The following is a 13373-nucleotide window of genomic DNA, read 5'->3' on the forward strand; positions in this document are numbered from 1 at the left end:
CCTAAACAATAATCCAAATTCAGCAGGATGGACATGGCTGCCCGCAACTTTTAACACGCAATCAGGAGATAACGATGAGTATGCTGCCAACATCGGCACGGCATTAACTTCTGGAACCTATTATTACGCAAGCCGATTTCAATTAGAAGGTGGTCCTTACAGTTATGGGGGTTATAGTGGATCAGGTGGCGGTTTTTGGAATGGCACTTCCAATTTGAACGGCGTATTAAGTGTGGATACCGTAGGGTTCTGCAACCTACAATTCCCAGGTATTGGAACTATAAATTTAGGAGATGCTTTTAATGTGTACGGACAAGTATATGAACAAGACGTCACTCCTGGTCCTGGGCAAGGTCCTGGCATAGTGGCGGAAATCGGTTACAGCACTAGCAATTCCAATCCAAACACATGGTCCAATTGGACTCCTGCGGTTTATAACACCGCTTGTTTAGATTGCAACGATGGACAGAATGACGAATATGTCACTAATTTAGGTCCGCTCATTACCAGCCCTGGAACCTATTATTACGCTACCCGTTTTAGGCTTAATAACGGCATCTGGTTATACGGTGGCATTTTGGCGGATGGATCAGCAGGGAGCTTTTGGGATGGTACGACCTATATTTCTGGAGTGTTAAATGTGACGGCGCCAGAAATTAGGGTGGAGGGCAACTTAGGCACATTTCCTGAAATCGTTAATGGCGATATTTCTCCGCAGGGTACTGATAATACATTATTCGCTGCTCAGTTTATAGGCGCTTCGCAGTCAAAGTCCTACCGGATTCGAAACCTTGGCAACTTAGATTTAAATGTTCCCAGCGTAAATATCATTGGCGCAAATCCTGGGGATTTTATAATCACCATATTTCCCGCAACAACAATTCGTCCTGGGGAATTTTCAATTTTTGAAATTGAATTTTCGCCTTTAGCTGCTGACCTTAGAAATGCAACCGTGTCCATCGTCAATAATGATCCTGATAAAAACCCCTATACTTTCGCGATACGAGGTACTGGTCGTTGTGTTGCCACCACTAGTGTCGTTAGTCCAATAAATGGTCCATCAGGTACCATCGTGACGGTTACCGGAACGAATTTTAACGCCTCAACCTTAGCCAGTATAAACGGCAATGCTATGCCAACAGGCTTTATCAATTCAACCACCCTTGAAGTGACGATTCCTGAGAATGCGGCTACAGGCCATATCGTGGTTGTCAACAGCATTGGATGTATCAGTACCATGCCTTTTACGGTCATAGACCAACGCATTGGGGGTTGCGAAGGGAGTGCCAGTCTTACTGATTTATTTATTAGTGAGGTTACCGATGCTACCGTAGGCGGATTAAGTTATGTGGAAATTTATAACGGGACTGGTGCCACAATAGCTTTGGGCGATTATTCCGTTGGCATTTACAACAACGGATCCAGTTCTCCTAGCAGTCTTATTCAACTTCATCCGGTGAACCTAGCAAACAATTCAACCTATGTTATTGCCATTGGAGTATCTGCGAGTAACTCAAACACCTGTCCTATAACGGGAGGAAATGGCCAATTAGCTGACCAAGTGAGTCCTTTGAGCGGCATCAACAAAAAAGATAATGAACACGACCTCATCCGTTTATTAAAATCCAATGGGACCGAAGTTATTGATCAATTTGGCGTGTATATGGATAATACATGGATGGACGCCACCCTAATTACCGGTGATCGCGGCTTTAATTTTAGACGTTTGAATACCGCTTCCCTGCTTCCAAACCCGAATTTTAATCTAAGTGATTGGAATATCATTGATTGGGTGGGATCTGGTCCTAGCTCCTGTGGCACAAATGATTATTCAGACATTGGGTATTACGATTATTCAGGCGGTGCTTCGCCTACCCTAACCCTTCAGCCAATTGCACCAAGTTCAAACTGTCTTTTATCAACAACCTTATTGATTGCAGGTTCAGAAGGTGTTCCAGGTGGATCTCCTTTAACCTATCAATGGTTCTATCACGCACCAGGAACATCCTCTTGGGTAGAAATATTAGTTGTAAATCCTGCGTACTCCGGCCAGCAAAGTGATTCCTTGACTATCGTGAGTACTCTAGATTTTGACGGCTTTCAATTTTATGCACAAATCCGTGAGGACACAGCCACATGTTATTCAGCCAGCAATGCTGTAAGATTAAAAATCAATCAAAGCACTTGGGTTGGGTCCAATTGGATTACTTCAGCCCCAGATCAAAACACCATCGCCGTCATTAATGGGAATTACACCACAAGTTCTACATCTGGAAGCTTCACTGCTTGTAGCCTGGTTGTGAATTCTGGATTTACTTTAAACATCACGGAAGAGTATTATGTGGAAGTGATGACTGATGTGATAGTCAAGGGAAATTCGTCTATGGACTTTGGTGAGATCTTGGTCGATAGTAAAGGAGCATTTGTACAGCGCGGGGATGACGAAAATGCAGGACGTTTTACATTGAATACCCTAGGTGTTTCCAATGTGAGAAAATCTACTGCTGAAAAGCAGAATTGGTATGACTACACCTACTGGAGCTCACCCGTAACCAATGAAATGATTGAATCTGCCCTGAGTATGGCATCTCCAAGTAGACGGTTTTATTTTGAGGCTGAAAATTATGAAGACACTAATGGTGATGATGTCGATGACAATGGTGACGATTGGCAATTAGCAACTGGACGCATGATCCCAGGTGTAGGCTATGCGGCAACCTCCAACAATTCCGGAACATTCCCACGAATTGATAGCACCTTGTTTAACGGAGAATTTAACAACGGAAATATCTCGGTCACCATTCATACAAACGCCATTACTACCGACAATGACTGGAATTTTATTGGAAATCCCTACGCCTCTGCCATCGATTTTAAATATGTTCATAACCAAAATTCAGAGGTGATTTCTGGCGCAGCCTATCTCTGGTCTCAAGCTAGTCCGCCTTTAGCCAGTAATCCCGGCAATCAAGTGCTTAATTTTAATAGAAATGATTACGCAATAATTACTGCGGGCAGTGGAAATATAGCTGGTGGTAAAAACGAAATACCTTCAGATTACATTCCATCAGGACAAGGTTTTTTTGTTATAGGAATCAATGATGGCGGCATCTTGACTTTCAAAAACTCCATGAGGATGGCGGATGGTAACAGTAACTCCCAATTTTTCAGAAATGCTCCTGAAGATGTTCCAAATAAATTTTGGATCAACCTCACCTCCGATAATGGCATCTTTAATCAAATTCTAGTGGCTTATGTGGAAGGCGCAACCAATGGGGTTGACGGATTTACCTATGATGCTGAGCGCAATCTATCAACCGGCTTGGGTGCCATTATCTATACTGAAATTCCTGAAAGCAATAAGAAATATGCCATTCAGGGAAAGGCGGTCAATAGTTTAACGCTAGATGAAAATATTCCCTTAGGATTAAAGACTTCAATAACACAGCCAACCTTGTATAAATTGTCCGTCGCCCAGTTTCAGGGCCAATTTTTTGAACACAACCATCTCTTTCTGAATGATGAATTACTGAATATCCAACATAATCTGTCGGCCTCCGATTATAATTTCACCTCAGCAACTGGCGACTTTAACAATCGGTTCGTTATTATATTTCAAAGTAAAACCTTACCCACCATCGACTTTATTTTGGACACCAAAGAGTTGTCAATTATTGAGCTCAGCAATGTACAAGTTGAATTTTCCGTTAGGCAAAACCTTAGTATCAAATCCGTAGAAATTATGGATATATTGGGTAGAACTTTAAATCAATTTAAAGGTAACCATACCACTGAAACTTACGATCTAAGCCATCTCAGTCAAGCTGCTTATCTTGCCAAAATCGAAATTTCCAACGGTCAAATAATTACCAAACGTTTTGTTCTAAGGTCTGGGCTTTAAGTATTTAAATTTCGGGTTTGGCAATATAATTGAACTGTCTTGGTTCTTGAATTACCCCCCCCTGTACCGAAAATAGTTCGTTCGTGCGGGGCAACATTCTTAAAACGTATATTTTAAAGACATTATAAAATTACGTCCCGGAGCCGCGATTCCTGAGGAGTAAGGTTTATAGCGTTGGTCTGTAATATTTTCCAAACCCGCCGTTAGAGATATTGCGTCGCTAAATTTATATTGGGTTCTTAAATTTATTGTATACCATGAGGGTGCATACGGATGACCATTAGCATCCAATGCGTAAATATAATCCTTACTCTGTTCTGAAGGCGCCAATTGATTATAAGACAACGCAGCATTATATCTAACAAATCCATCTACTTGCAACTGTTCATTTTGCCATATTAAATGGGTGGCTCCAAACTGTGGCGCAGCGTGGCGCAATGGTTTTTTTTCGCCATTATTGCCCTCTTCTTCACCTCCAATGATATTATAATAAGATTTCAATTTTAGTGCTTTGGTAAAATTGACATGCATTCCAACTTCAAAACCATATATGCGAGATTCTGCGGCGTTTTGAATAGCCTGTACAGTGCTTAACTCGCCATCATACATAATTTCCGAGGCGCCATTCAGTTTAAAATCACGCCGAACCAAAGTATTGTCCAAATGTGTATAATAAGTGGCCATATCTAGTATAAACACGTTTTCGAAATTCAGTTTTACACCAAACTCAAGTCCGTATGCATATTCTGCTTTTAAATTATCATTGGGCACCACGACTGCACCCGGCTCAGAATCAAAAACTTTTCCAATGTCATCTATGTTTGGCGCCCTAAATGCCGATGATACATTGAACCTCATCCCCAGCGTTTGGTTTGGATTCCAGTTGATGCCGGCGGTTCCTGTAATAGCACCCGCATTGATATTGGTCGTAGTATAGGGCAACTTGAGATAGGTATTGTTTTCTGTAAAATCGGCATGGACAATAACATGATTGTAGCGAACGCCTGTTTGAAACACAAATTTCTGATTAGGTTTAAACTTAAGGCTTGTATAAGCAGCCATAGATTGCCAATCTGATCCATTAGGATAACGTGATACTGCTGGGACGCTCGTTCCTGTATTGATATTTTCTTGCATCCCGCTAGAAATAACCTGATTGTAGATGTACTCTAACCCGTAAAAGAATTCCGTTCTTTTACCTAGTTGCTTTTCAAGATCCAAATTAAATGAAAGGGCATCTACTGCTTCCTCTTTGATATGTCTGTCAGTTTTACTGAAATCCCGATCCATTCTACTTTCCTGAAAATTTTGATAGGCTACAGTAGATTGTATTTTATCATAAAGATTGGAATTGCTACTTAATTTTGTCACTTGCAAATTGCCCATGAACCAGCGCTGAGGTCCATAATTCCATTCGGCGGAACGCAAACTTCCATTTTTGTAACGAATTAATCTGTCATATCGTGAAAACTCAGATGTGGTCTTATAATACAAACCTAAATCAAAACTCCAATCTTGTTTGGGCTCGTATCGTATCTTCTGTAAAAGGTTAATTTGGTCATAACCGGTAGGAATTTGTATTAGAGCATGGTCATTTGCGACGATCCTGTCAACACCGCCTGAAGTTTGCACAAATTCTGGTCTGATATAGTCTATCGGTCCATGGCTGCCCATTCGTAAATCATCAAAATCAGTATAACTCACGCTAGTGAAAAAGGCCCATTTCTTTAATCCAAAATTCAAATCGAGATGTCCGGTTTTCTCCTTATTGGCTGTGGCATATCTGCCGACAACACTACCTTTAAAATATAGCGAATCCGAATAAGAAAGTTGTGGCGTTTTGGTGTAGAAGCTCAATACCCCTCCAATGGCATCACTACCATAAACCACTGAACCTGCGCCCAAGGTGACTTCAGTATTGTGGATGGAAAAGGGATCAATAGAGATTACATTTTGTAAATTACCACCCCTAAAAATTGCGTTGTTCATGCGCACCCCATCTACAGTCATTAAAAGCCGATTGGCAGACAAACCTCTTATCATCGGACTTCCGCCCCCCATTTGACTTTTTTGAATAAACACATTACCTCCATTCTCCAATAGATCGGCGCTGGTTTGTGGGTTTGAAAACGTGATGGACTTCGCATTGATATTGATGATCTTTTGTGGTATATCTCGTTTCCTTTGTTGAAACTTTGAAGCCGAGACGACAATTTCATCCAAACCCTCAATTTTAGGTCTCAAATAAATTGTGCTATTGTTAAGGTCTGTAATTAAAAAACTGCCACTTTTATAAAGTATGTGTTCTATAAAAATCAATTCACCTGCTGTAAACCGGCTTAAATTAGAAACACCATCAATATCAGAGGTTGTTGATCTGCTTTTTGAAGCATTGTAAATAGCCGCACCAGCAATTGGAAGGTTTGTGGATTCTTCTAAGATTTTAACATTCTGTGATTGTCCTGGACCAATAGCGAGCAGGAAAGCACTTATCAAAAAGAAAAATCTCATAGTGTAAAACTTAGTTTAATGAAACACTTCATTAAATATTTGAAGTGATTTTGGTTTTCTAAAATCTGATAGGTGCAATTCAAAATAAAGTAATAATATATTCAGAAGGGCCTGTCTTTGTTTGGAATGTAGCTTTAGAGACTTCAGAGCATCAAACTTTATGCCCAACAGCTGTTTCATAAGTATTAAATTTTCGCCTGAAATGGTGTAGGGTGTTTGTGGCTTAAGTTCGAAACTTCCGGAGCGTAAATTAAAGTACGGAAACTCAGATTGTGAGGTATCTGGATAAAAACCTAAATGCTTGGAAAGTTCTAGTAAGAACAACAAATGAAAATTCGCGAAATCAGTTTCATGATCCAACCACTGTAGCGTAGTTTCCAAAAATTCATATAAAGACAGATTAGCTTCTTCTTCTTTTAAGGTGGTCGCCAAAACTTCTGACAAAAACATAACAATCGCGCCTTTAAGGATATTGGTATGCATGCTTTGGTAGACCACAGCCAATTTGACATCGGCAATATAATGCAAGGATTGGTTCGCCCTGTAGTTCTCTTCAATTTCTAATTGCGACAAAGGCTGGTAATACGCAATTTTAGAATTACTTCTTTTGCTTTTTAAAACACCTCGCAATAAATAGCTGACAATACCTCTATTGTGGGTATAGCATTTTACAATCACATCATGGTCTCCATACCTGATCTTGGAAAGAACAATGGCGTTGGTCTTAACTAACATAGTCTTTAAAATGAGTGGGTTACCTGATGATCAATAATTTTAAGACCTTGGTTTCAAAAGAATCCAGGTCAGAAATCAAAATCAAATAAACTCCGGAAGCCACAATATTATTGGCTAAGTTTTTACCGTTCCAAATGGCTGTTCCGCCATCAATTGCAAAATTATAATTGGAACGTGAAGCTCTTAAATTGACCCTTGACTGCGCTTCTGCAACAAGATTGCCTTCAATATCGGTGATTTTTATATTGACATTTTCAGTGATACCTCTAATTTTCACACCTTTATTAATATCATTTAAATTGTTGGCACCAAGAATATCATATTCGGGTCTTACAGGATTGGGATAAACAAAAGCACTTGCCAATTCCTCTTCTGGTTTCGAGCCACCAGAAGAAAAAGACACCAATCCTTTTGATGTTGCAATATAAACTTTACCATTTTGGGCATCAATAGATATATCTTTAATGAAATTGGAAGGCAACGGCGAATTCTTTGTGGTAAAGTGATAGATGGTTTGTTGACCATCAGGGGAAAAATAGAAAATACCGGCATCTAACGTTCCAATCCATTTGTTATTGGAGCCATCTACTTTAATATCCGTAATATATTGGTTGGACAAAAGCTCTTGAGGAATGCCGTCGTCAAGCACCACAATTTCCTTTACACTCTGGTTGGGCGTATCGAAAAAACCACCAGTGTTATAAAGCACTCTTAATCCTTTTATGGTACCAATCCATAGTTGATTGTTGTTGTCCACTGCAACGGCTGAGACTATATGGTCGGGCATATTCTGCTCTTCAGAATTTATGTAACCTATCTTATTGCCGTTTTCATTAAAACCAATAAGACCTTTTTTATACGCACCAATCCATTTGGTACCACTTCTATCGATTACCAAATCACCAAAGCCAAATTCGTCTAGAAGAGGATCTTGAATGATTTCACTAAAACTATAACCTCGCCATTGTCCGGTGCTTGGATTGTAAGACTTTAAAGCTTTATCAACACGACTGGTCATGGTCCATAAGATTCCATTTCTATCAAACTGAGACCCCGTCTGTCTCACGGAGGGATCCGTAGCAGCAATGGGTTCCAGACCACTATTGTTCTGATCCAATAACACGGTTGCCTCTTCATTATTAAGCTCCAAAATCCCCTGTTGACAGGCACTTATAAATACTTGCGCCGGATTAAAAGGATTCACAGCAATATAATTCAGGTTCTGGGCATTTAAAAGATCGCTAAAAGGCGTATTTATCCAATTTTCCTCTACTAAGTGACTAAGGCCGTAGCTACGCAAGGGATACGGATTGTAAGAAACGGTATAATCGCCATAGGTGACCCACAAATTGTTATGTCCAGCTTCAATCTTAAAAGCGTCATTCATAAGTGGTCCTTCTGGTCTAACCACATCATAAGCCATCGTGTTTGATAAGTTGGTTTTTAAAACACCAGAGCTGCTTGTCCCAATATAAATATGATTTTCAGAGATTGTGGCAGTAGTAAACCTTGTGCTCAACTCAGGTTGAAGCGTTGCTGTAGCCAATGTAGCAAAATTACCATTATAAACATACACATTGTTTCCAGTGGTAATTACTAAATTATCATTTACCGCTTTGGTATCCAAAGGCATGTCAGAATATGTAAATAAGGCAGCAAAACCACCATTGGATATTTCGTAGACCACATGATTTGAATTAACAGCAAACAATCGACTTCCGACACTTTCAACCGAAACAAAACTCCCACTTCCTATGGTTTGCCATTGCTTATAGTCTATAAGGTTAGGGTTTGATAATGCTCCCGTTTTTATAGCGTTATTATTCCCACAAGCTGCGTAAATTATATTATTCAGCACCGTGGTTTGGTTCACATTAATCTGGCTCCCACCGTTGCCAATAAAATAGGAATCCCCAAACTCAAGACGTTCCAAGTTATAAATCGAAATTCCAAAGTCAGTAGAGATATAAGCCAACCCATCAAGGACATTAAAATGATTGATGCGCTTAAGGTTTGGTGGAATGGTTTGTTTATCAAGAATATCAACCACCGAAAGTATCTCATTTTCAGGACCTGAAACTATTTCAATAAGACCATTTTCATAACCAATTATTAAGGTGTCATAAGCTTCACTATAGGCAATGGTTGAAATAGTCTCGCCGGATAAGCCGTCTATCGTGGTTATGGTTTCAATTTGATTGGATGACAAATCATAGGTAAAAATTGCATTTTCAGAAGCACCATAAACTTTATTGTCCCCAATAGCAATATCCTTAATGTTATAATAAGAAAAATAACCTTGCCATAATGTGGAAAAATCCTGCGCTTGGGATGAAAGCACTAGGAAAAATAAAAAAACGGATGCAATCTGTTTTATCATAGCATAGTAATAGAGGTCAAAGATATTTATTACTAATGACATTTTTGGTCTATTCATATATTAAGAACATAAATAAGGCTCCAATAATATCTTATTGAAGCCTTTAAATCATTATTCTTATGATATATTAGACTACCCCTTGGGCCAACATAGCATCTGCTACTTTAACAAAACCAGCAATGTTTGCCCCCTTTACGTAATCAATAAAACCATCCTCTTGCTTTCCGTAAGTCACACAGGATTGATGGATATCTTCCATAATAGTCACTAGTTTGCCATCTATCTTCTCTCGATCCCAAGAAAGCTTTAAGGCATTCTGGCTCATTTCCAGCCCAGAAGTGGCAACTCCACCTGCATTTGCTGCTTTTCCTGGTCCAAATAAAACTCTCGCTTTTTGAAATACCTCGATGGCTTCTGGCGTACATGGCATATTAGCACCTTCCGCAACGGCTATTACTTTATTTTTCACAAGTAGCTTTGCATCTTCCTCATTCAATTCATTTTGTGTGGCTGATGGTAAAGCGATATCGGCTTTTACTGACCAAGGTCTACCTTCATGGAATGTTGCCGATTTGTACTTATCTGCATATTCACTTATTCTTCCGCGCTTTACGTTTTTTAACTCCATAATAAACGCGAGTTTATCTACATCTATTCCATCCCGATCATATATATATCCAGAGGAATCCGACATTGTCAATACTTTTGCGCCAAATTCCGTGGCTTTTTCACAAGCATATTGCGCTACGTTTCCAGACCCTGAAATGGATATTGTTTTTCCCTCTAAAGTGTCCTCCTGAACTGCCAACATACTTCTTACAAAATATACGCAACCATACCCTGTTGATTCCGGTCTGATCAAAGAGCCACCATAGGACAGACCTTTACCAGTCAAAATTCCCGTAAATTCATTTCGTAACTTTTTATATTGCCCAAACATATAGCCAATTTCTCGAAACCCAATCCCTATATCGCCAGCAGGAATATCTGTACTTTCACCGATATGTCGGTATAACTCATTCATGAAAGATTGACAAAAACGCATCACCTCATTGTCGCTTTTCCCTTTAGGATCAAAATCAGAACCCCCTTTTCCACCTCCCAATGGAAGCGTGGTAAGCGAGTTTTTGAACGTTTGTTCAAAGCCTAAAAATTTTAAAATACTTAAATTTACGGTGGGATGAAATCGCAACCCACCCTTGTAAGGCCCTATTGCCGAATTGAATTCGACCCTAATGCCTCTATTTACTTGGATCTTACCTTTATCATCAACCCAGGGAACTCTGAAAATAATTGTGCGCTCTGGTTCAACCATGCGCTCCAATAACATCTTATCTTTGTATTTTGAATTTTCTTCTATATAAGGTAAGATGGTTTCGGCTACTTCATGCACTGCTTGTAAGAACTCTGGTTCATTGGGATTATTTCTACGCACATAATCTAAAAAAGATGTTACTTGCTCTGTCATTTATTAACTTATTATCAACATTTATTACATTTAACCTAGCAAATATAAGCATTTTAAAGGTTTTGATGGATTTTTCATAATAGAATCTTGAATCGTTTATTAAAAATTACGAAATTCATAAATCAACTGTAATTCATTGGCATTTTTTGATGTTTCGACCCAAAAAAGAAGGTAAATAAATCAATATCTCAACAAATAAGATCTTTTCTTTGTTATAATCTTCACGTTGCTAATGTTTTGTTTGGAAGTTAAGTCAGTTTTCATATATTTGTTAATACCAACACCGTTAAATAAATAACACTATATGGCGCCTAGTTTGAAACAGTTATCCATAGTATCTGTATTTATTATGGGTATTTCAACAGGCTTTGCTCAAAACAGGTTCACTAATGAATTCGGTATTATTTTGGGCCCTACAGCTTTTCAATCGGACTTTGGGGAACGTCGTGATTTTGAAAGTACCGCTGGCAATACAGGTTTTGGTATTGGAATTGTCCACTTCATGAATTTTGAAGATACACCTGGCTACAAGCCCTATGCTTATTTTAACGATCATTTTAAGGTACGCAGTGAACTTTCTTTTAACACCACCAAACTTAAACATTTTGGCAAATGGGCGGATGCCTCAAAAACAGGTGAAAATGCTGATAAATTAAGAGCTCATACTGGAGAAACACAGAACTTTGATATTGGGATGCAACTGGACTACTTCCCCTTCAGTCTAAGAGAGTTTTCATATGCGACGAATTCTTTCACTCCATTTGTAAGTTTTGGAATACATTACACTTTGTATAATCCTAAGGTTTACACCTCATACGGTGATGGAGATCCAAAAAACTTAGATAACTTCTACGGACCTTGGTACCGGCATTCCGACGGAACAATTAGAGACACTGAATTTGTAAATATTGAAATTGGAACCACTTTTTCTCTTGTAGGAAGTGTTGGTACGCGATATAAAGTATCTTATTACTCAGATTTCATGCTCGACCTAAGATGGCAACACTATTTTAGCGATAAGGTGGATGGCTTAAACCATAAATTACCCTCTAATAAATCCAATGATTATATGGTATGGTTAAACATAGGCTTTATCCATTATTTTGACTAAAAGCAAATATTCAAACCCGTTATAAGACGAAATAATTCAAGATCAAATCGTGTTTTTAAATTCAGATCTCCTTATCCTATCGCCTGTTTCAAATCGGCAATCAAATCTTCTTCATCTTCAATTCCAACGCTCAATCTTATTAAAGAATCCACAACTCCAATTTTTTCACGCTCTTCTTTAGGTATACTGGCATGCGTCATACTAGCTGGATGCCCAGCAAGAGATTCAACACCACCTAAAGACTCTGCTAAAGTGAAGATTTTCAAGTTTTCCACAATCTTGATGGCTTCTTTGTAATTATTTCCTTTGGTGGTAAAAGACACCATGCCTCCAAAATCCTTCATTTGTGCTTTTGCAATATCATGATTCGGATGGTGTTTAAAACCTGGCCAATACACGTTTTCTATCTTTGGATGTTGATTCAAATACTCAGCTACGGCTTTTCCGTTTTCGCAATGACGTTGCATCCTAATGTGCAAGGTCTTAATCCCCCGCAACACTAAAAAACTGTCTAGGGGTCCACACACCGCACCACTCGCATTTTGGATAAAATACAATCGATCTGCAAGTTCCTTATCTTTTACAATGAGCGCTCCCATGACTACATCACTATGGCCCCCCAAATATTTTGTGGCCGAATGCATCACGATATCCGCACCCAAGTCTAACGGCTGTTGTAAATAAGGTGTCGCAAAAGTATTGTCAACCGCCAATAAAATATTATGTTTTTTAGCCACCGCCGCGGTTGCTTCAATGTCTATGATATTCATCATTGGGTTTGTGGGTGTTTCCACCCATATCAATTTTGTGTTTTTATTGACATAGGATTCAATATTTGACGCATTTTCCATCCCAACAAAATGGAATTTGATTCCAAAACCTTCAAAAATCTTCGTAAACAACCGATAAGTACCACCATAAAGATCATTGGTTGAAATGACCTCGTCTCCAGGTTTTAGAAGTTTCATGACCGCATCAATAGCAGCCAAACCTGATCCAAAAGCCAAACCATGATTGCCATTTTCAATACTGGCAAATGAATTTTCCAATGCCGTACGGGTTGGATTTCCACTTCGTGAGTATTCATACCCTTTATGGCCTCCAGGTGTAGTCTGCGCAAAAGTAGTGGTTTGATATATTGGCGGCATCACAGCACCGTAAGCCTTATCATGCTCCTGATTACCGTGAATGGTTTTAGTGTTGAATTTCATAACAGAACATTTTGTTGAGAACAAATTTAAGCTTTAAGCACTTGGTTACAAAAGGA

The 13373-nt window shown here is 39.1% G+C and carries 7 protein-coding genes; 2 read left to right on the plus strand and 5 right to left on the minus strand.

Annotated features, from left to right (window positions below):
- Positions 1-3901: choice-of-anchor D domain-containing protein (locus VLZ86_RS03110; protein ID WP_325448620.1), on the plus strand; the 3901-nt coding region annotated here is incomplete at its 5' end.
- Positions 3902-4000: 99 nt separating this feature from the next.
- On the opposite strand, the gene VLZ86_RS03115 is transcribed toward VLZ86_RS03110, so the two are convergent.
- The 4 genes from VLZ86_RS03115 to gdhA all read right to left on the minus strand — a co-directional run bounded on the left by VLZ86_RS03115 (position 4001) and on the right by gdhA (position 10995).
- On the minus strand, positions 4001-6412 hold the full coding sequence (locus VLZ86_RS03115; RefSeq protein ID WP_325448622.1) for a TonB-dependent receptor: 2412 nt from the start codon (positions 6410-6412) through the stop codon (positions 4001-4003).
- A gap of 15 nt (positions 6413-6427) precedes the next feature.
- Positions 6428-7147, minus strand: a complete 720-nt coding sequence (recO, locus tag VLZ86_RS03120) for a DNA repair protein RecO (RefSeq protein ID WP_325448624.1) — start codon at positions 7145-7147, stop codon at positions 6428-6430.
- A gap of 19 nt (positions 7148-7166) precedes the next feature.
- Positions 7167-9569, minus strand: a complete 2403-nt coding sequence (locus tag VLZ86_RS03125; RefSeq protein WP_325448626.1) for an ABC transporter substrate-binding protein — start codon at positions 9567-9569, stop codon at positions 7167-7169.
- Positions 9570-9654: 85 nt separating this feature from the next.
- Complete coding sequence (gene gdhA / locus VLZ86_RS03130; RefSeq protein WP_325448628.1) at positions 9655-10995, minus strand: NADP-specific glutamate dehydrogenase; 1341 nt, start codon at positions 10993-10995, stop codon at positions 9655-9657.
- 304 nt (positions 10996-11299) lie between these two features.
- On the opposite strand from gdhA, the gene VLZ86_RS03135 reads away from it, so the two are divergent.
- Positions 11300-12106 (plus strand): THC0290_0291 family protein, encoded by an 807-nt coding sequence (locus VLZ86_RS03135; RefSeq protein ID WP_325448630.1) that lies wholly within the window; start codon positions 11300-11302, stop codon positions 12104-12106.
- Positions 12107-12177: 71 nt separating this feature from the next.
- Here VLZ86_RS03135 and VLZ86_RS03140 read toward each other — a convergent pair whose 3' ends face one another.
- Positions 12178-13317, minus strand: a complete 1140-nt coding sequence (locus VLZ86_RS03140; protein ID WP_325448632.1) for a cystathionine gamma-synthase — start codon at positions 13315-13317, stop codon at positions 12178-12180.
- Between the last annotated feature and the right edge of the window lie 56 nt (positions 13318-13373).

This window comes from Gelidibacter sp., from assembly GCF_035515035.1.
In the GTDB taxonomy this organism is placed as follows: domain Bacteria; phylum Bacteroidota; class Bacteroidia; order Flavobacteriales; family Flavobacteriaceae; genus Gelidibacter.

Coding starts and splice junctions, on each gene's coding strand:
- VLZ86_RS03125 (WP_325448626.1), bottom strand. CDS start 9,569: ATGTCATTAGTAATAAATATCTTTGACCTCTATTACTATGCTATGATA.
- VLZ86_RS03115 (WP_325448622.1), bottom strand. CDS start 6,412: ATGAGATTTTTCTTTTTGATAAGTGCTTTCCTGCTCGCTATTGGTCCA.
- recO (WP_325448624.1), bottom strand. CDS start 7,147: ATGTTAGTTAAGACCAACGCCATTGTTCTTTCCAAGATCAGGTATGGA.
- VLZ86_RS03140 (WP_325448632.1), bottom strand. CDS start 13,317: ATGAAATTCAACACTAAAACCATTCACGGTAATCAGGAGCATGATAAG.
- gdhA (WP_325448628.1), bottom strand. CDS start 10,995: ATGACAGAGCAAGTAACATCTTTTTTAGATTATGTGCGTAGAAATAAT.
- VLZ86_RS03135 (WP_325448630.1), top strand. CDS start 11,300: ATGGCGCCTAGTTTGAAACAGTTATCCATAGTATCTGTATTTATTATG.